Source organism: Janthinobacterium sp. KBS0711 (genome assembly GCF_000988085.1).
Taxonomy (GTDB): Bacteria; Pseudomonadota; Gammaproteobacteria; order Burkholderiales; family Burkholderiaceae_D; genus Janthinobacterium; species Janthinobacterium lividum_E.
Window position 1 is genome coordinate 697326 of the sequence record NZ_LBCO01000024.1, and the last position, 20066, is coordinate 717391.

16 protein-coding genes are annotated in these 20066 nt (G+C 64.6%); 7 read left to right on the plus strand and 9 right to left on the minus strand.

Going from position 1 to position 20066, the window contains the following annotated elements:
• Positions 1-27 precede the first annotated feature (27 nt).
• Both VM94_RS15770 and VM94_RS15775 read left to right on the plus strand, forming a co-directional pair.
• Positions 28-1215 (plus strand): cation:proton antiporter, encoded by a 1188-nt coding sequence (locus VM94_RS15770; protein WP_046684256.1) that lies wholly within the window; start codon positions 28-30, stop codon positions 1213-1215.
• Entirely contained in the window at positions 1216-2346 is a 1131-nt protein-coding gene (locus tag VM94_RS15775; RefSeq protein ID WP_046684257.1) for a YbdK family carboxylate-amine ligase, read from the plus strand.
• A gap of 247 nt (positions 2347-2593) precedes the next feature.
• On the opposite strand, the gene VM94_RS15780 is transcribed toward VM94_RS15775, so the two are convergent.
• Both VM94_RS15780 and VM94_RS15785 read right to left on the minus strand, forming a co-directional pair.
• Entirely contained in the window at positions 2594-3673 is a 1080-nt protein-coding gene (locus tag VM94_RS15780) for an alginate lyase family protein (protein ID WP_082127735.1), read from the minus strand.
• Positions 3670-4677 (minus strand): gamma-glutamyl-gamma-aminobutyrate hydrolase family protein, encoded by a 1008-nt coding sequence (locus VM94_RS15785; RefSeq protein ID WP_046684258.1) that lies wholly within the window; start codon positions 4675-4677, stop codon positions 3670-3672. The genes VM94_RS15780 and VM94_RS15785 overlap by 4 nt, the downstream gene beginning before the upstream one ends.
• A gap of 219 nt (positions 4678-4896) precedes the next feature.
• Here VM94_RS15785 and VM94_RS15790 point away from each other — a divergent pair, with 219 nt between their 5' ends.
• From VM94_RS15790 to VM94_RS15800, 3 genes are read left to right on the plus strand one after another with little or no spacing between them, the layout of a single operon-like run.
• Complete coding sequence (locus tag VM94_RS15790; protein WP_230518844.1) at positions 4897-5196, plus strand: hypothetical protein; 300 nt, start codon at positions 4897-4899, stop codon at positions 5194-5196.
• Positions 5193-6230 carry a 4-hydroxy-tetrahydrodipicolinate synthase gene (gene dapA / locus VM94_RS15795; protein WP_046684259.1) on the plus strand — a complete coding sequence of 346 codons (1038 nt, stop codon included), beginning with the start codon at positions 5193-5195 and terminating at the stop codon, positions 6228-6230. Before VM94_RS15790 ends, dapA begins: the two co-directional genes overlap by 4 nt.
• A gap of 10 nt (positions 6231-6240) precedes the next feature.
• Positions 6241-6750, plus strand: coding sequence for a cobyrinic acid ac-diamide synthase (locus VM94_RS15800; RefSeq protein WP_235432922.1), 510 nt, complete (start codon positions 6241-6243; stop codon positions 6748-6750).
• A gap of 46 nt (positions 6751-6796) precedes the next feature.
• Here VM94_RS15800 and VM94_RS15805 read toward each other — a convergent pair whose 3' ends face one another.
• The 7 genes from VM94_RS15805 to kdpF all read right to left on the minus strand — a co-directional run bounded on the left by VM94_RS15805 (position 6797) and on the right by kdpF (position 15893).
• Positions 6797-7546, minus strand: a complete 750-nt coding sequence (locus tag VM94_RS15805) for a TorF family putative porin (RefSeq protein WP_046684261.1) — start codon at positions 7544-7546, stop codon at positions 6797-6799.
• Between the two features lie 144 nt (positions 7547-7690).
• Entirely contained in the window at positions 7691-8389 is a 699-nt protein-coding gene (gene kdpE / locus VM94_RS15810; protein WP_034746496.1) for a two-component system response regulator KdpE, read from the minus strand.
• The gene (locus VM94_RS15815; protein WP_046684262.1) at positions 8386-11133 is read right to left on the minus strand and encodes a DUF4118 domain-containing protein; all 2748 of its coding nucleotides are present in this window, start codon (positions 11131-11133) and stop codon (positions 8386-8388) included. Before VM94_RS15815 ends, kdpE begins: the two co-directional genes overlap by 4 nt.
• Before the next feature lie 185 nt (positions 11134-11318).
• Positions 11319-11894: a potassium-transporting ATPase subunit KdpC gene (gene kdpC / locus VM94_RS15820; RefSeq protein WP_046684263.1), complete on the minus strand. Its 576-nt coding sequence runs from the start codon at positions 11892-11894 to the stop codon at positions 11319-11321.
• Between the two features lie 10 nt (positions 11895-11904).
• A complete protein-coding gene (kdpB, locus tag VM94_RS15825; protein WP_046684264.1) occupies positions 11905-13989 on the minus strand; it encodes a potassium-transporting ATPase subunit KdpB in 2085 nt (694 codons plus the stop codon).
• A 9-nt stretch (positions 13990-13998) separates the two neighbouring features.
• On the minus strand, positions 13999-15804 hold the full coding sequence (gene kdpA / locus VM94_RS15830; protein WP_046684265.1) for a potassium-transporting ATPase subunit KdpA: 1806 nt from the start codon (positions 15802-15804) through the stop codon (positions 13999-14001).
• A complete protein-coding gene (kdpF, locus tag VM94_RS15835) occupies positions 15804-15893 on the minus strand; it encodes a K(+)-transporting ATPase subunit F (protein ID WP_034746483.1) in 90 nt (29 codons plus the stop codon). The genes kdpA and kdpF overlap by 1 nt, the downstream gene beginning before the upstream one ends.
• A 462-nt stretch (positions 15894-16355) precedes the next feature.
• Between kdpF and VM94_RS15840 the strand changes: the two genes are divergently transcribed.
• On the plus strand, positions 16356-18353 hold the full coding sequence (locus VM94_RS15840) for a DNA topoisomerase IV subunit B (protein WP_046684266.1): 1998 nt from the start codon (positions 16356-16358) through the stop codon (positions 18351-18353).
• Positions 18353-20062, plus strand: a complete 1710-nt coding sequence (locus VM94_RS15845) for a molecular chaperone HscC (RefSeq protein WP_046684267.1) — start codon at positions 18353-18355, stop codon at positions 20060-20062. Before VM94_RS15840 ends, VM94_RS15845 begins: the two co-directional genes overlap by 1 nt.
• The last annotated feature ends 4 nt before the right edge of the window (positions 20063-20066 follow it).

Sequence of the window (20066 nt, forward strand, 5' to 3'; positions counted from 1 at the left end):
GCCAGCGCCATTTTCAAAGGAATGAGCATGCAAAGTCTGATCTCGATCGCCGCCGACCTGTCCTGGCCGTTCGCCATTACCCTGGCCTGGGTGGTGGGCGAATTCGGCCACCGCTGGACGGGCCTGCCGCGCATCAGTTTTTACGGCGTGATCGGCTTCGTCCTCGCGCAAACGCAGGTCGGCATCCTGCCGCAGACGGACGCCGGCCCCATGCTGGTGCTGGCCGATGTGGCCTTCGGCCTGATCCTGTTCGAGGTCGGCTACCGCATCAACCTGCGCTGGCTGAAGAACAATCCGTGGATTGCCGTCACGGGCCTGGTCGAATCCCTGCTGACCTTTGCCGTCGTCTACTTCATCGGCATCGAATTCGGCAGCACTTCGATGACGGCGCTGCTGCTGGCGTCGCTGGCCATGTCCACTTCGCCGGCCACCATCATGCGCGTCATCAACGAGGAACGCAGCTCGGGCCAGGTCACGGAACGCATCGTCCACCTCACGGCCTTGAATTGCGTGCTGGCCGTCTTCACGTTCAACATCATCGTCGGCTTCTGGATGTTCCAGAGCTCCACCGATTTGATCGAGGCGAGCAGCAGTAGCGCCGCCGTGCTGGCCGCCTCGGTGGCCGCTGGCACCGTCTTCGGCATCGTCGTGCCGGCCATGCTGCGCCGCCTGGGCAACATGGCGCAGGACGCCACCGTGGCGTTCGCGCTGTCGGTGATGCTGCTCGTCGCCCTGACCTACACCACCAGCCTGTCGCCGCTGCTGGCCACGCTCACCTTCGGCCTGGTGGCGCGCCACCGCCGTGTCGCCTTCAGCCAGGCGCAGCGCAATTTCGGCGCCATGGGCGAGCTGCTGACGGTGCTGCTGTTCGTGTATGCCGCCTCGACCCTGGAATGGGCCAGCGTGACGGCCGGCGCGGGCCTGGCCCTGGCCGTCGTCGGCGGACGCTTGCTGACGAAGGTCGCCGGCGTGGCCGCGTTTTCGCACGTGAGCGGCATTTCCTGGCGCAAGGGCGTGCTGACGGGCGTGGCGCTGACGCCCGTTTCCGTCTTCATCATCCTGCTGCTCGAACACGCGCGCCAGCACGGCGTGAACTTCGGCGACGAATTGAACGCCCTGGCCGCCATCACCCTGGGTCTGGAACTGGTCGGCCCCGTGCTGGTGCAGCGCGTGCTGATGCTGGCCAAAGAAACCCACGAAATCAAGGAGCGCTAAATGCCGCTGGAACCCTTTGGCCAATCGGCCGCGCTGACCTTCGGCGTCGAACTCGAACTGCAACTGGTGAACCTGTCGGACTACGACTTGACGGCCGCCAGTCCCGACCTGCTGCATCTGCTGAATAAAAAGCCGTTCCCCGGCAACGTCACGCCGGAAATCACCGAGAGCATGATCGAGATCAACTCGAGCGTGCACACGCATCACGGCCCTTTGCTGGAGCAGTTGCAGGAAATCCGCGACACCTTGATCACGGCCGGCGACAAGCTCAATATCGGCATCGCGGGCGGCGGCACGCATCCGTTCCAGCAATGGTCGTCGCAAAAGATCTTTTCCAAGCCCCGCTTCCAGGAGATTTCGGAACTGTACGGCTACCTGGCCAAGCAGTTCACCATCTTCGGCCAGCACGTGCACATCGGCTGCGCCTCGGGCGATGACGCCATGTTCCTGCTGCATTCGCTGAACCGCTACATCCCCCACTTCATCGCCCTGTCGGCGTCCTCGCCCTACGTGCAGGGGCGCGACACCCTGTTCGATTCGGCCCGCCTGAACTCCGTGTTCGCGTTTCCCATGAGCGGGCGCGCGCCGTTCACCCTGAGCTGGGATCAGTTCTCCAACGAGTATTTCGCCAAGATGGAGAACACGGGCATCATCAAGAGCATGAAGGATTTTTACTGGGATATCCGTCCCAAGCCGGAATTCGGCACCATCGAACTGCGCGTGTGCGACACGCCGCTGACGGTGGAACGGGCCGCCGCGCTGGCCGCCTATCTTCAGGCGCTATGCCGCTACCTGCTCGAACGCCGCGAAACCCCGCCGGTGGAAGACGATTACCTCGTGTATAACTACAACCGCTTCCAGGCCTGCCGCTTCGGCCTCGACGGCGCCATCACGCATCCGAAAACCTACGAAACGATGTCGCTGCGCGAAGACATCATGACCACCCTGCGCAAGATGGAGCCGCACGCCGAGGCGCTGGGCAGCACGCCAGCCCTGAAACACCTGTCGGACGTAGCCAAGCAGTGGAGCGACGCGCAATACCTGCGCAAGCAGCGCAATGTGCAGGGCAGCGCGGAGGGCATGGTTGATTCGGCGATCCGCTGCTTCCGTGGCGAGCCGATGAACTACTGACGCCGCCCAAGCGTAATCAGACTGGCGCCGCCAACAATATTGTCGGATTACGGTCCTTCGGACCTAATCCGACCTACCCGCTTTTACCCCGACAACGCATGAATTACTGATGTTGCTCCCTCTGGAACCGTAATCCGACAACATTGCGAGCGCGGGATAAAAAAACATGACGGGCCTGGGCCTGTTCCAGACGGGCTTTTACGGCGAACCGCGCAATGTCATGCTGACCGTGCGCACGAAGTTTTAATCAGCTGCCATACAGCGCCAGCGCCCAGGCTGGCGGACGCAATTCCAGCGCCAGGGACAGGTAAGCGGGATCGAAGCGCGCCGCCAGCAAATACACATTGGCGGCGCCCTTCGGCTCCCAATTCCCCGTAAAGCCCTTTTCGCCGGCCGCCACGCGCTTGCGGTCGAAGGGCACGGCGCTTTTCGCGAATTCCTCGTGCGTCTTTCTGCCCTGCGCATACGGCGCCAGCCAAGCCAGCGCCTCGGCCAGGCGCCGCGCTTCCGGCGCGCCATACCAGTCGTCGCCATGCGCCTGCGCCATCAGGGCCGTCGTCAGCAGCGGCTCCAGGCTGTAGGTGGTGTAGTGCAGGGCATCGCGCTGCTCGAAGTCGAACGGCACGCCGCCGGCGCCAATATTGCGCGGCACGTGCGCCAGGAAGCGCTCTCTCGCGCGCGCGATCAGCAAGGCATCGCCCGTGACATACGCGGCGGCAGTGCCGATCTTGATGCGGTGGCTGTGCCAGTTGTTGCGCGCCGTGGACGGGCCGCCTACCTTGATGGGGTCACTCAGATAGCCGTTCGCCAGAGTGCGGCAAAACGCCTGCACCTGCTCACACTCGACGCCGTTCAAGCGTTCCTGCACCAGATCAAAGCCCATCAGCAAGCTGGCCAGCTCCGTCTCGTCGACGGGGCTGAACGAGGGCTGATAACTGCCGCTCCAGGCCAGCAGCAGCTGACGCGCCGCCTCGAAATGCGCCATCTCGCCAGACAGCCGCCAGGCCAGGGCCTGCAAGCGTGCCTGGCGCCAGTCTTCCTGCGCCTGCTGACTGGTCTCGCGCCCGCCCTCTCCCTTCAGCAAGCCGCCCGTGCGCACTTCGGCCATCAGATGCACGGGCCGCGCCGCATCCTTGCGCGCCGCCTTGAGCACGTGTTCCGCAATGGCCGGCGCCACCTTCGCCTTGAGCATGCGGGCCCGCGCGGCGGACGTCAGCGCAAACGGCAGCGGGCCGTCGTGCGGGCGCGGTGCCGCGCGCAAGCCCGCCAGGGGCAGCGCCAGCAGGCCGGCCAGCAGCATACGCCGGCGCATCAGGTGCGTACTCAAAACCGCGTCTCCCGCGCCGCGCGCAAGAAATTATCGAGGATGGGTGTGCAATCGAGCAGCTCGACGCCGCCCGCCGAATGGAATTCCGGGTGCCACTGCAAGCCCATGACGAAACGGGCCCGCTGGTAGCGGATGGCTTCGACGATATTGTCCCCTTGCGAATACGCTTCCACCGTGACGTCGCGCCCCAGGTCCTTGACCGACTGGTGATGGATGGAATTGACGAGCGCCTCGCCCGCCTTCGGGAACATGCCGGCCAGCGACGAGCCTTTCGGGAAGACGATGGTGTGGCGGTGACGGTCATACAGGTCGTTGACGTGCGAGGCAGCGCCTTCCACGTCCGAGGCGATGTCCTGGTACAGGGTGCCGCCAAAGCCCACGTTGATCAGTTGGCAGCCGCGGCAAATGCCCAGCACGGGTTTGCCCGCATCGACGAATTCGTGCAGCAGTTCCAGTTCGTACAGGTCGCGCGCGCGGTCGCCGTTCCATTCGGGCCGCGTGGCCGCCTCGGAATACGTCTGCGGCGAAACGTCGGCGCCCCCCTGCAGCACCAGGCCATCGAGGTGGCGTGCATAGTGGCGCAGGGTGATGTTACTCGGGTGTAGCTGGCCGTTGGTATTGACCGTCGGGATCATGAACACCAGCACGTCGCGCGACATGACCCACTGGGCGATCGACTCTTCCAGGTATTGCAGGTTCTTGCTGCGCAGGCCAGTGGCGCCCGGCTCGGGGTGGAAAATGCGCGCCGAGATACCGATGCGCAGGGTGCGCCGCATGAAATCGCGGCTGGCCTTGTCGCGCATGGAGCGGTAGCGCGATGAGATCACCCGCCAGGCCAGCGCCAGCGGCGTGTCGTTATCCTTCAGGTAGCGGGGGGCGGCGTCGCGCGCGCGGTGCTCGTCATCGGGCGCCCGGCGGCCGACCCTGTCGGGCCGCGCCGGTGCCGGCTGTGGCGCCGCTGGGTCGGTGGACGGGGGCTGCTGGGGATCTTTTTCGTCTGACATGGCGGGGCTGACTGAAAGCGGAGAACGGTTTCAATATAAACCCCTGCCTTCAAAAGCACGATTCAATTTTGTAACAAAAGCATACCTGCGGGGCATCCACGCAACAGCCGGACTCCCGGCGCATACAGTCCGTTTACGCCGGCGGCCCCGCTTTTTAGAGAATCTTTACGCCCCCGCTGCTAATCTTGAACGTATCTCAACCACCGCTGCAAAGCCACCATGGAACCCCATTCACGCCTGTCCGCACATCAAGCCCTGCCCCACCGCCACCCTCGCCTGCCCACTTTCCTCATGCATATCACGGTCGACAAAGCCTGCCTGGCCGAGCTGCGCCAGCTGGTCGTCAGGACGTGCGGCGGCATGCTGTCGTTCATGCGCGTCGAGGCGGTCGACCATGCCGAACGCATGAAAGTCTGGCTGTGCGTGACGGAACCGGCCCTGCGCCTGACCATGGATGCCGTCATGCGCCTGCTGCCGGCGGCGGAATTTGGCCGCATCAGCCAGGGGAAATCGCTATGAACCAGTATTCCTGCGAGCAGGCGATGTCCTCGATGCGCATCACCGCGCACTTCCAGGGCATCTGGGTGCCGATGGTCACGCCATTCCATGATGGCGATGGCGACATCGACTTCGACGCGGCCCAGCAGCTCGCGTGCGAGCTGGCCGCCAGCGGCATCGATGGCCTCGTGGTGTGCGGCACCACGGGCGAAGCGGCCATGCTGAGCGCCGCCGAACAGACCATGCTGTTAGACAGCGTGCTCGAAGCCGTCGGCCCCCGCTTCCCTGTCGTGATGGGGATAGGCGGCAGCGATACGCGCAGCGTCGTCGCCACGGTGCAGCGCTATAACGACCATCCGCTGGCGGGCCTGCTGGTCTCCGCCCCCGCCTATGTGCGCCCGTCGCAGGACGGCATCCTGCGCCACTTCCAGGCCATCGCCGCCGCCACCGACCAGTCCATCGTGCTGTACAACGTGCCGGCCCGCACGGGCGTCAATATCGAACCGCAGACGGCCGCCCTGCTGGCGCGCGACTCGCACTTCGTCGCCATCAAGGAAGCGGGCGGCAAGCTGCAGCAGCTGGGCGAACTGCTGCTCGACACGCGCCTGGACGTCTTGTGCGGCGACGATGCGCTGCTGCTGGCCAGCCTGTCCATGGGTGGCCATGGCGCCATGTCGGCCGCCGCCCAGGTACGCCCCGACCTGTACGCGCAGCTGTACCACCTCGTCAGGCAGGGCCGCCACGGCGCCGCCGGCGCCCTGTTCAAGACCATGCTGCCCGTCATCCGCCTGCTGTTTTCCGAACCGAATCCCGCTCCCGTCAAAGCAGCGCTGGCCATGCAGGGCAAGGTGCGCAACGCCTTGCGCCTGCCGATGACGCCCATGTCGGCCGCCGGCCAGGCCGCCCTGGCCGCGGCCCTCGAGCCCCTGCTGGAACTGCCCGTATGGACGGCCGGCGACAGGGACGAGCCGCGTGAAGGCTGTCTGCTGCAACTGGTTTCCCCTGCCAATATCATGCCAGCCGTGCGCCAAGATGATCATCGCCATCACGGATGAACGCGGAGGGATGGAGAAATCCATCCTGGCCGGGCGGCTGGCCGCTTCGCGCGCGCTGGCCGGACGCAAGGTATTGCTGCTCGATGCCGATCCGCGCCAGGGCGCCATGGCGCAGGCGAGGAATATGCACGACGGCGCCATGCACGGCAGCCTGACGCGGCCGCGCCTGATGGCGCGCGCCATCAGCGCCAAGGGCTTGCAGCCGGAGCTGGAACACCTGGTGCACTGCTACCACGACATCGTCATCGACAGCGAAGGCCGCGACTCCATGGGCAGCCGTTCGGCCCTGGTCGCCGCGCGCGTGCTGGTGGTGCCGCTCGACGGTGTCGTCGACGGCGCCGCGCAATCAGGCCTGGCGCGCCGCATCGCGCACGCGCGCAGCGTCAATCCGGGCCTGCGCGTGCTGCTGGCAACGGACACGCAAGCGGCGCCCGCCCATGCCCTGGCCGCGCAGATCCCGGCCGCCCGCGTGGTCAGCCTGGGGCAGCTGTACTGCGCCGTTTTCAACCTGCCCGCCTAGAGTACGCAAAAAAGGCGGCGCATGCGCCGCCTCTCCTCTCTACTAATTAAAACGTCTTGCTGACCGTCAGTTGCAGCGCCGTCTTGCCCATGAATTTGCCATTCACGGGCGAGGCATAGGCCGACTTGCCCGCGTTCGTGCCGATCACGGCCAGCGCGCCCGTCACCATGCCGAAGTCGCGCGTGACGCCCACTTTCCAGTCCGTGTAGCTCGATGCATCGTTATTCTTGACCTTCTGGTGGCCTGCGTGCAGGTTGCCGGTCCAGCCGTTCGTCAGGTCGATATTCGCGCCGATGTCCAGGTAGCCGCTGTTCTTGCTGTTGACGATGCCGAACAGGTTCGAGACGGCATGCGAGTACTTGATATAAGCGGGGCCATACGACAGCTGGCCGTAGACTTCCTGCGTATCCGCGTCGGCCAGGCCTGCGACGTGCTTCAAGCCGTTGTCCGTATACACATAGGCGAGCGCGCCCACGTCATAGCCAACATCGCTGGTCAGCTGGCCGCGCTTGCCCGCATACAGGTCCACTTCCACGTCGCCGCTGCCGCCCGCATCCTTGGTCCACTTGATGGTGGAAGCCCAGGCGCCCGCGTACAGGCCCGTCGGATTGTTGACATAATCGACGCCACCTTGCAGCGCGGGTTTCAAACGCGTCTGCGAGATGCCGCGGTAGCGGTAATCGGACACGCCGGCCACGTTGAAACTCACTTCATTGTCCGGCTTGGCCTCGTCCGCGTGGGCCAGGCTGCCCGTAAAAGCAGTGGCGACGGCAAGTGCAAGTAGCATTTTGTTCATGGTTGTTCTTCTTCATCGGTGGTATGGGCCTTTGCCAACATGGCGCAGCTGGCCCGCCGCTGCAAAAAATCGCTGCAAAATTTTAAGTAAAGCGTCCCCCTGGCGCGCGCGGCGCCTGTTTTCAAACAGGGGAAATAACAGGTGTTAGAGCGGCAGCAGCAGCCGGTAGCCGACGGCCGTTTCCGTCAGCAGGTACTGCGGCTGGGCCGGATCGGCTTCCAGCTTCTGGCGCAGATGGCCCATGTAGATGCGCAGATAGTGGCCGTTTTCACTGTTCGACGGCCCCCACACTTCGCGCAGCAGCTGCGGATTGGTGACCACCCTGCCGGCGTTTTTCACCAGCACCGACAGCAAACGGAATTCCGTCGGCGTCATGTGCACCAGCTGTTTGTTGCGCGTCACCAGCCGGTCCTTCAGGTCGACGCGCACGTCGCCAAACTGCACCACGCCATCGTCGCTGGCGGCGGGCTGGCGCTGGCGGCGCAAGGTGGCGCGCACGCGTGCCAGCAATTCGCCCACGCCAAACGGCTTGGTCAGATAATCGTCGGCGCCCGCGTCGAGCGCGCGGATCTTGTCCTGCTCGTCGACGCGCGCCGACAGCACGATGATGGGCACGGCCGACCATTTGCGGATGTCGGCGATAAAATCGATGCCGTCGCCGTCCGGCAGCCCCAGGTCCAGCACGATCAGGTCGGGCCGGCGCGTGCCCGCATCGATCAAGCCCCGCTGCATGGTGGCCGATTCGAAAATCTGCCAGCCCTCGTCTTCCAGCGCGGCGCGCACGAAGCGGCGGATTTGCGGTTCATCCTCGACCAGCAAGGCGGTGGCGGAAGGTTCGTTCATATTGGTTTTCCTGTTTCAAAGTCGTTCGCGTCATCGAGCTCGAGCTCCGGCGGCGCCGGCGGCGTGCCCAGCGGCAGGCTGAAGACGATGGCGGCGCCCTGTCCCGGCACATGCGGCTGCGCGTGGATGGTGCCGCCGTGGGCTTCGACGATGGCGCGGCAAATGGCCAGCCCCAACCCGACACCCGGCTTGTTCGATTCGCGTTCGCCGCGCGTGAATTTTTCAAAGATGGCTTCTTCGCGGCCCGGCGGCAAGCCCGGGCCATCGTCAAGCACCGTCACCTGCAAAAACTGGCCGTGCACCCCGGCCACGACCGTGATGGTGCTGCCGGCCGGCGTGTACTTGGCCGCGTTTTCCAGCAGGTTGCACAGCACACGCTCGACCAGCACGGCGTCGTAGCGCACCAGCGGCAAATCCGGCGCCAGTTGCGTCTGCACGGCATGCTGCTGCAATTGCGGGCCGCTGGCGCGCAGCGCGCTGCCCACCACCTCTTCCAGCGCCTGCCATTGCAGGTTCAGGCGCACCTGGCCGCTCTCGATGCGCGCCATGTCCAGCAAGTTTGCCACCAGGGCGCTCATGCGCACGGTCTCGGACTGCAGCGAGCGCGCCATGTCCAGCTGCGCGGGCGACAGCGCGGGCCGGGACAAGGCCAGCGATTCGGCCAGGCCCACGAGCGACGTCAAGGGCGTGCGCAAGTCGTGCGACAGGGCCGCCAGCAGCGAATTGCGCAAGCGCTCGGACTCCATCTGCAGCAGCGCGCCCTGGGCCACGTCGATGTAGTGCACGCGCTCGAGGGCGATGGCCGCCAGGGCGGCAAAGGTATCGAGGTGCTGGCGCTGTTCCGGCACCAGCAGCCAGCGTCCACGCTGCGTTCCCTCGAGCGGCAGCAGCGCCAGCACGCCACGCGTGCGCATGGGTGCGATCAGCGGCAGGTAGAAAATTGGCGACGCCGGCAAGGTGTCGGTGCCCGTCCCCGCCGCCTGCGCATGGTCGAAGGCCCACTGCGCGATGCCGATATCCAGGGCCTCGCCGCCGTTCGGGGCCTGCAAGCTTCCCTCGTCATCGGGCAGCAGCAAGGTGGCGCGCGCACGGAAAGCCCGTTCGATGGCGCTTTTCGTGATGTCGAAAATCTGTTCCGTCTGCAGCACGCCGGACAGCTCGCGCGAAAATTCATACAGGGCGCGGGCGCGCGCTTCGCGGTGCGAAGCCACGCGCGCCTGGAAGCGCAGGCCAGCCGTCAGGTGGCCCGTGATCAGGCCCACGGCCAGCATCACGCCAAACGTGATCACGTACTGGAAGTCGCCCACGGCAAATGAAAAGCGCGGTGGCACGAAGACGAAATCGAAGCAGGCCACGCCCACCAGGCTGGCCAGCGCCGCCGGCCCGCGCCCCAGGCGCACGGCCACCAGCACCACCGTCAGCAAGGACAGCATCGCGATATTGGCCAGGTCAAGATAAGGCTGCAATGGAACCGAGGCGAGGGCCGTGGCCAGGCTGGCGCCGGTGGCCAGGATGTAGCGCCAATGGCGCGATGGCCGGCGCGGCGCTTCCGCATCATCGCCGGCTGCGCGCCGGGGCGCCGCATCGGCTGGCGGCAAGCCCACCTCGATCAGATCGATATCGGGCGCCAGGCTGGCCATGCGCGCGGCCGGCGACGCCTGCCACAGGCGCGCCAGCGCATTGAAGTTGGCACGGCCACGGCCCACGATGACTTTCGAGATATTCGCGCTGCGCGCATACTCGACCACGGCACCGGCGATGTCGGCCGACGGCACGATGGCCGTGCGCGCGCCCAGGTCCTGCGCCAGTTTCAGGGTTTTCAAAATACGCTCGCGCTGGCCCGCCGGCAGGCGCTGCAAACGCGGCGTTTCCACGTACAGCGCATGCCATTCCGCGTTCAGCTGGCTGGCCAGGCGCGCCGTGCTGCGGATCACGTGTTCACCCCCCGCGTGCGGCCCCACGCAGGCCAGCAGCGCGGCGCCCGTCTTCCACACGGGATTGATCGATTTTTCGACGCGGTAGGCTTGCACGTCGTCCTGCACCCGGTCCGCCGTGCGGCGCAAGGCCAGCTCACGCAAGGCGATCAGATTGCCCTTGCGGAAAAAATGCTGCGACGCCCGCTCGGCCTGCAGCGGCTGATACACCTTGCCCTGCTTCAGGCGGCGCAGCAGTTCGTCGGCGGGGATATCGACCAGCACCACTTCGTCGGCGCGGTCGAACACCGTGTCTGGCAAGGTCTCGGCCACGCGCACGCCCGTGATCCCGCCCACCACGTCGTTCAGGCTTTCCAGGTGCTGCACGTTCACGGTGGACAGCACGTCGATGCCGGCCGCCAGCAATTCCTCGACATCCTGCCAGCGTTTCGGATGGCGCGAACCGGCCACGTTCGAATGGGCCAGTTCATCCATCAGTATCAGCGGCGGCGCGCGGCGCAGCGCTTCGTCAAGGTCGAACTCGTACAGGGTCTTGCCCCGGTACTCGATGGCCTTCAGGGGCAGCACAGGCAAACCGTCCAGCTGGGCCGCCGTATCCTGGCGCCCATGCGTCTCCACCACGCCCACCAGCAAATCCTGGCCATCGGCCAGCAGCTTGCGCGCGGCGGCCAGCATCGCATAGGTCTTGCCGACGCCGGCCGAGGCGCCAAAATAGATGCGCAGCCGGCCGCGCGCGGCTTTCTTTTCCTGTGCCTGCACTTGCGCCAGCAGGGCATCAGGGTCGGGGCGTTGGCTGTCGTTGGGGAGCATGTTGTATTTTAATCTTCTTGCGTAATGCTATCTTGTTATTTTGCTGTGGCGTCAAGCGGCGACGTAAGCACGTAGGTCGGATTAGCGCTTGCGCGTAATCCGACGACATTGGTGGCCTGGCTGGTGGTGGTGTCGGCTTACGCTGCGCTAAGCCGACCTACGCCGACCTACGGTTCTTCGCCAGCTTACTTCGCCATCGCATCGAGCGCCAGATTCAGTTCCAGCACATTGACGCGCGGTTCGCCGAAAAAGCCGATATATGCGGTTTTCTGCACCTTGGCGATGGCGTTTTCCACCTGCGCCAGCGGCATGGCGCGCACGCGGGCCACGCGCGGCGCCTGGTACAGAGCGCCCGCCAGGCTGATTTCCGGATCCAGGCCGCTGCCCGACGCCGTCACCAGGTCGACGGGAATCGGATTGCGATTACCCGGGTCGGCTTCCTTCAGGGCCGCGATGCGCGCCTTGACGGCGTCCACCAGGGCCGGATTGGTCGGCCCCTGGTTCGAGCCGCCCGAACCTGCGCCGTTGTTCGCCATCGGCGCGGTCGCCGATGGACGGCCCCAGAAGTACTTGGGCGACGTGAAGGACTGGCCGATCAGGGTCGAGCCGACGGGTTTTCCGCCACGCTCGACGATGCTGCCGTTGACTTCATCGCTGAAAGCCAGCTGCCCGATGCCGGCCGTGGCGAATGGATAGACGACGCCGCAGATCACGGTCAGCGCGGCAAACAGGACCAGGGCAGGACGTACGATGGTGCTCATGATGGTTCCTTTAGACTAAATTGAGTGCGGACAGCAGCATGTCGATCAGCTTGATGCCGATGAAGGGCAGGACGATGCCGCCCAGGCCATAGATCAGCAGGTTGCGGCGCAACAGGCTGGCTGCGCCGATGGCCCGGTATTGCACGCCTTTGAGCGCCAGCGGAATGAGCACGACGATGATCAGCGCATTGAAGATCACGGCCGACATGATGGCCGACGCGGGGCTGGCCAAATGCATGATGTCCAGCGCCTTCAGTTGCGGATAAGTGCCCACGAAGGCGGCCGGGATGATGGCGAAGTATTTGGCGATGTCGTTCGAAATCGAGAACGTCGTCAGCGAACCGCGCGTCATCAGCATCTGCTTGCCGATTTCAACGATTTCCAGCAGCTTGGTCGGGTTCGAATCGAGGTCGACCATATTGCCCGCCTCCTTTGCCGCCTGCGTGCCCGAGTTCATGGCCACGGCCACGTCGGCCTGCGCCAGCGCCGGGGCGTCGTTGGTGCCGTCGCCCGTCATCGCCACCAGGCGGCCTTCGGCCTGGTAGCTGCGGATCAGTTTCAGCTTGTCTTCCGGCGTCGCCTCGGCGAGGAAATCGTCCACGCCCGCTTCGGCCGCAATGGCGGCGGCCGTCAGCTTGTTGTCGCCCGTGATCATGACGGTCTTGATGCCCATGCGGCGCAATTCCGCGAAGCGTTCCTTGATGCCGCCCTTGACGATATCCTTCAGCTCCACGGCGCCCATCACGCGGCCGTCGTCGACCACCACCAGCGGCGTGCTGCCGCGGCGCGCGATATCGTCGACGGCGCGCCCCACCTCGGCCGGATACGGCTGGCCCAGCGCTTCCACGTACTTTTTCATGGAATCGGCCGCGCCCTTGCGCAACTGGCGCACCTGCTGCTCGCCCGGGATATCCACGCCGCTCATGCGCGTTTGCGCCGTGAAAGGCACGAAGGTGGCGTGCAGGCTGGCCATTTCGCGTTCGCGGATATTGAACTTCTGCTTGGCCAGCACGACGATGCTACGCCCTTCCGGCGTTTCATCGGCCAGGGAGGCCAGCTGCGCCGCATCGGCCAGCTGCTGCTCCGTCACGCCGGGCGCAGGTACAAAGCTCGACGCCTGGCGGTTGCCCAGTGTGATGGTGCCCGTTTTATCGAGCAGCAGCACGTCCACGTCGCCGGCCGCTTCCACGGCGCGACCCGACGTGGCGATCACATTGGCCTGCATCATGCGGCTCATGCCGGCCACGCCGATGGCGGACAACAGACCGCCGATGGTGGTTGGAATCAGGCACACGAGCAGCGCGATCAGCACCGTGATCGTCACGGGCGTGCCAGTGCCGGCCGCCGCCACGGAAAACAGCGAATACGGCAACAGGGTCACGGTGACGATCAGGAAGACGATCGACAGGGCCACCAGTAAAATCGTCAGGGCGATCTCGTTCGGCGTCTTCTGGCGCTTGGCGCCTTCGACCATGGCGATCATGCGGTCGATGAAGGCTTCGCCGGGGTTGACGGAGACGCGCACCAGCAGCCAGTCCGACAGCACGCGGGTGCCGCCCGTGACGGCGGAAAAGTCGCCACCCGATTCGCGGATGACGGGCGCCGATTCGCCCGTGATGGCGCTTTCATCGACGGAAGCCACGCCGGCCGTCACTTCGCCGTCGGCGGGAATCACGTCGCCCGCTTCGACCAGCACCGTCATGCCCTTGCGCAGGTCGGTGGCCGGCGTGGGCAGCCAGGAAGTGCCGTATTTCGGCGTTTGCATTTTCTTTGCCATCACCGTTTGCTTCAGGGCGCGCAGCGAGGCCGCCTGCGCCTTGCTGCGGCCTTCGGCCAGCGCTTCGGCGAAGTTCGCGAACAGCACGGTAAACCACAGCCACACGGCGACGGCAACGATGAAGCCGAATGGCGCTTCACCCTGGCCGCCGCTGATCCCGGCCTGGGTCGCCAGCAGGGTCGTGATGATGCTGCCCACGTAGACGACGAACATCACGGGGCTGCGCCACTGCGTGCGGGGGTCGAGTTTTTTGAACGCATCGACGACGGCGGGGCCGATCAGTGCGGAATCGAACAAAGTCAGGCTTGTGCGTGACATGGTAGCCTCTTATTTGATGAAAAGTTGCAGGTGTTCGACGATCGGGCCCAGGGCCAGCGCGGGAACGTAATTGAGCACGCCGACGAGGATGACGACGCCGATCAGCAAGCCGATGAACATGGGGCCGTGCGTGGGCATGGTGCCGGCATTGGCCGACAGGCGCTGCTTGGCCGCCAGCGAACCGGCCACCGCCAGCACGGGTACGATCACACCGAAGCGGCCGAACCACATGGCGATCGCCAGCATCACGTTGTAGAACGGCGTGTTGGCGGACAGGCCGGCAAACGCGCTGCCGTTGTTGTTGGCGGCCGACGTGAAGGCGTACAGGATTTCCGAGAAACCATGCGCGCCCGGGTTGGCCACGCCCACCGTGCCCGGTTCAACCATCACGGCGATCGCCGTGCCCGTCAGCACCAGGGCTGGCGTGATCAGGATGGCCAGCGAGACCATCTTCATTTCATAGGCCTGGATTTTCTTGCCCAGGTATTCAGGCGTGCGGCCGATCATCAGGCCGGCGATGAAGACGGCCAGGATGGCGAACATCAGCATGCCGTACAGGCCCGTGCCCACGCCGCCGAAAATCACTTCGCCGAACTGCATCAGCAGCAGCGGCACCATGCCGCCCAGTGGCATGTAGGAGTCGTGCATGGAGTTGACGGCGCCGCACGACGCAGCCGTCGTCACCGCCGCGAACAGGGTCGAGGAGCTGATGCCGAAACGCGTTTCCTTGCCTTCCATGTTGCCGCCCGATTGCAGGCTGCTGGCCTGCTGGTCCACGCCCAGCGTTTGCAGGGCCGGATTGGCTTGCTGCTCGGCGCTCATCACGCCGGCCGTCATGACGACAAAGATCAGGGTCATGGCGGCCAGCACGGCCCAACCCTGGCGCATGTCGCCCACCATGCTGCCGAAGGTGAAGCACAGGCCGGCGGGAATGAGGAAGATGGCCAGCATCTGCAGGAAGTTCGACAGCACGGTGGGGTTTTCATACGGGTGCGAGGAATTGGCGTTGAAGAAGCCGCCGCCATTCGTGCCCAGCAGCTTGATCGATTCCTGCGATGCGACAGGGCCCATGGCGATCGTCTGCGTCGTCGCCACTTGCGCTTCCATCACGGGCTTGCCGGCCGCATCCAGCACGGGCTGGCCGTCTGCCGTCATTTTCGGCGTTTCATAGGCCACGTGGTCGAGCAGGGTCACTTCCTTGTAGGCGGAAAAATTCTGGATCATGCCTTCGCCCATGAAGACGACGGACAGGGCCAGCGACAGCGGCAGCAGGATGTACAGGGTCGAGCGCACCAGGTCGACCCAGAAATTGCCGATCGATTTGCCCGAGCGCGAGGCGAAGCCGCGCACCAGCGCGAAAATCACGGCGATGCCGGTGGCCGCCGAAAAGAAGTTCTGGCATGCCATGCCCAGCATCTGGGTCAGGTAGCTCATGGTCTGTTCGCCGCCGTAGCCCTGCCAGTTGGTGTTGGCGACGAAGCTGACGGTGGTATTGAACGAGGAATCGGGGCTGACGGCGCCAAGTCCCTGGGGATTCAAGGGCAGGAAGCCCTGCAGGCGCTGCAGGCCGTAGACGAAGACGGCGCCCACGGTGTTGAAGACGATCAGGGCGATGGCATAGCTTTTCCAGCCCATGGCCTTGTCGGCGGGCAGGCCGGACCAGCGGTACAGCAGGTTTTCCAGCTTTTGCAGCCAGCCAAGGCCGCGCACGGGCGCATCGCCGGCCACCTTGGCCATGTACAGGCCCAGCGGATAGCCGGCGGCCAGCAGCACGGCCAGGAAGGCCACCAATAAGAGTATCGATTGCGTCGTCATCACAGTTCCTCCGCCTTCAGCAGCGCTACCAGCAGGTACACGAGCAGGCCAGCCGAGACGACGGCACCCAGCACATAAAACGCATTCATTTGACGCTCCCTAATTTGTCGCAGGCGACGGCAAAGCCGGCCGCCAGGACGAAAAACACGGCAATCAAGCCGAGATACACGAGATCCATTCCCACCCTCACACAGGTTTGTTTTGATAGTGAGCAGATTAGCCAAAAGGGTCTAAAAAATTCGTAAAGACTGGGGAGGCGGCTGTAAACAAGATGTAAAAACGGCGGCTTTACCGCATAAAATCCATCACAATTGGCGCAAAACCACGCGCGCGGCGCACTGTTGTTGCCTTGGAGTAGCGCTATTGCCCGCCGATCAAGATAGAATGCGCGAGCGTCCGCACAAGGACGCCAAGCCTGCCGCACTGCCCTCCCCCAGTGACGCTGGACGGGATATACTGTATATTTATACAGTTATCGCCGCCGCTGTCATTGCGCCCGCAGTGCCCTGGCCTGGCGTTCCAACCACTGTCTTTACTTAGCTTGAACACGTATGGCCACTAAAAAACCAGCATCCGACTACAGCGAATCATCCATCCGTGTCCTGAAAGGACTGGAACCCGTCAAGCAGCGCCCGGGGATGTACACCCGCACTGAAAATCCGCTGCACATCATTCAGGAAGTGATCGACAATGCCTCCGACGAGGCGCTGGGCGGTCATTGCACGCATATCGCCGTCACGCAAAACACGGATGGCAGCATTACCGTGGAAGACAATGGCCGCGGCATTCCCGTCGGCCTGCACCCGGAAGAAGGTGTGCCGACAGTGGAAATCGTGTTTACACGGCTGCACGCGGGCGGCAAGTTCGACAAGGGTTCGGGCGGCGCCTATGCGTTCTCGGGCGGTCTGCACGGCGTCGGCGTGTCCGTCACCAATGCGCTGTCGACGCGCCTGGAAATCACCGTCTGGCGCAAGGAAAGCGACGGCAACGGCCTGCACCACATGGTGTTTGCGAATGGCGACGTGATCGAGCCATTGAATTCCCGCCCCGCCCCGCGCGACGGCAAAAAATCGGGCACGCGCGTCACGGCCTGGCCCGATGCAAAATACTTTGATTCGCCCAACATCTCGCAAACGGAGCTGCAGCGCCTGCTGCGCTCGAAAGCCGTGCTGCTGCCGGGCGTCACCGTCACCTTGACCAACGCGAAAACGGGCGACACGCAAACTTGGCAGTATGCGGAAGGCTTGCGCGGCTACCTGACCGAAACGCTGGCGCAGGTATCGAATGGCGAAACCCTGATCCCCTTGTTCGAAGGCGCGCAGTACGCGGGCCCGGACTCGGAAGGCTTTGCCGAAGGCGAAGGCGCGGCCTGGGTGGTGGCGTGGACGGAAGAAGGCGCCATCGTGCGCGAATCGTACGTCAACCTGATCCCCACCTCGAATGGCGGCACGCACGAATCGGGCTTGCGCGACGGCCTGTTCGGCGCCGTGAAAAACTTCGTCGAGATGCACTCGCTGCTGCCGAAAGGCGTGAAGCTGCTGCCGGAAGACGTGTTCGCGCGCGCCTCGTTCGTGTTGTCGGCCAAGGTGCTGGACCCGCAATTCCAGGGCCAGATCAAGGAACGCCTGAACTCGCGCGACGCCGTGCGCCTCGTCTCAACCTTCACCAAGCCGCCGCTGGAACTGTGGCTGAACCAGCACGTCGACTACGGCAAGAAGCTGGCCGAACTCGTGATCAAGCAGGCGCAGTCGCGCCAGCGTTCGCTGCAAAAAGTGGAAAAGAAAAAATCCTCGGGCGTCGCCGTCCTGCCCGGCAAGCTGACCGACTGCGAATCGTCGGACATCGCGCGCAATGAACTGTTCCTCGTCGAGGGGGACTCGGCGGGCGGTTCGGCCAAGATGGGCCGCGACAAGGAATTCCAGGCGATTTTGCCCCTGCGCGGCAAGGTCTTGAACTCGTGGGAAACGGACCGCGACCGCCTGTTCGCCAATAACGAGATCCACGATATTGCGGTCGCCATCGGCGTCGATCCGCACAGCGTGGGCGATACACCCGATCTGTCCGGCCTGCGCTACGGCAAGATCTGCATCCTGTCCGACGCGGACGTGGACGGCTCGCACATCCAGGTACTGCTGCTGACCTTGTTCTTCAAGCACTTCCCCGTCCTGATCAACAAGGGCCACATCTGCATCGCCCGCCCGCCTTTGTACCGGGTCGACGCGCCCGCGCGCGGCAAGAAGCCGATGCAGAAAATCTATGCGCTCGACGACGGCGAACTGGTGGCCATCGAGGACAAGCTGCGCAAGGAAGGCGTGAAACAGGGCGCCTGGTCGATCTCGCGCTTCAAGGGCCTGGGCGAGATGAACGCCGAACAGCTGTGGGAAACGACGATGAACCCGGACACGCGCCGTTTGCTGCCCGTGACGCTCGGTGAAGTCGACCACATGGCCTCGGCCTCGCGCTTCAATATGTTGATGGGCAAGGGCGAAGCGGCCGGACGCCGCGCCTGGATCGAAGAACACGGCAATGAGGCGGAGGCGGATATCTGATGATCATCGGCATCGACCTGGGCACCACCAACAGCCTGGTCGCCATCTGGCGCGACGGCAAGGCTTCCATCATCCCGAATGCGCTCGGCGAGCACCTGACGCCGTCGTGCGTGAGCATCGATGACGACGGCACCGTGCTCGTGGGCCGCGCAGCGCGCGAGCGCCTGCAGACGCACCCGCAACTGACGGCGGCCGTCTTCAAGCGCTACATGGGCAGTGAAAAGAAGATCACTCTCGGCACGCAGCAATTCCGTCCGGAAGAACTGTCGTCGATGGTGCTGCGCGCGCTGAAGGAAGATGCCGAAGCCTTCCTCGGCCACAAGGTCGAGGAAGCCATCATCACCGTGCCCGCGTATTTCAGCGATGCGCAGCGCAAGGCCACGCGCATCGCCGGCCAACTGGCGGGCTTGCGCGTGGAGCGGTTGCTGAACGAACCAACGGCCGCCGCGCTGGCCTACGGCATCCGCGACAAGGAACAGGAAAGCAAATTCCTCGTCTTCGACCTGGGCGGCGGCACCTTCGACGTGTCGATCCTGGAGCTGTTCGAAGGCGTGATGGAAGTGCGCGCCTCGGCCGGCGACAATTTTCTGGGCGGCGAAGACTTCGTCACCGTGCTGGTCGACGCTTTCATGGAAGGCAGCGGCTTGCGCGACGCCGTCGGCAGCCGCCTGCTCGATCCGCGCCAGCAGCAGCTGCTGCGCGATGAGGCCGAGCGCGTCAAGCGTTTGCTGTCGGAGCAGCCGTCCGTGCGCATGGCCACGCGCTACCAGGACAGGGAGTACAGCTGGGAGATCGGCGAAGACAAGCTGGCGCAATTGTGCGAGCCGCTGCTGGCCCGCCTGCGCCTGCCCGTGGAACGGGCGCTGCGCGACGCCACCATCCGCGCCGCGGAATTGAATGAAGTGGTACTGGCCGGCGGCGCCACGCGCATGCCGCTGGTGCGCAAGCTCGTCTCGCGCATGTTCGGCCGTTTCCCCGCCATCCACCTGGACCCGGACGAAGCCGTGGCGCTGGGGGCCGCCGTGCAGGCGGGACTGAAAATGCGCGACGCGGCCCTCGACGAAGTGGTCATGACGGACGTGGCGCCGTACTCGCTGGGCATTTCCATTTCGCGCCAGGTCGGCGCGAACCAGTATGAAGGCGGGCATTATCTGCCCATCATCGAGCGCAATTCCGTCGTGCCCGTCTCGCGCACGGAAAACATCACCACCATCCACGACAACCAGAAGGAAATCAACGTGGCGATCTTCCAGGGCGAGTCGCGCCTGGTGGCCGACAACGTCTTCCTCGGCAAGATCAGCTTCCCGATCCCCGCGAAAAAAGCGGGCGAGATCGGCATCGACGTGCGCTTCACCTATGACATCAGCGGCGTGCTGGAAGCGGAAGTGACGGTGCTGGCCACACAGGAACGCCACAAGATGATCATCAGCGACAACGCGGGCGTGATGACGCCGGAACAGATCGAGCAGCGCTTTGCGGAACTGGCCGACCTGAAGATCCACCCGCGCGAGCAGCTGGAAAACCGCACCCTGGTCACACGCGCCGACCGCCTGTACGAACAGTCGCTGGGCGACGTGCGCCAGTACCTGGCGGCGCACACGGCCAACTTCCAGGCCGCGCTGGAAACGCAGGACCCGAACACCATCCGCAAGGCGCGCCAGGCATTGGATGACGTGTTGCGCCAGGTCGAGAGCGAGAGCTTCCTGTAAATGG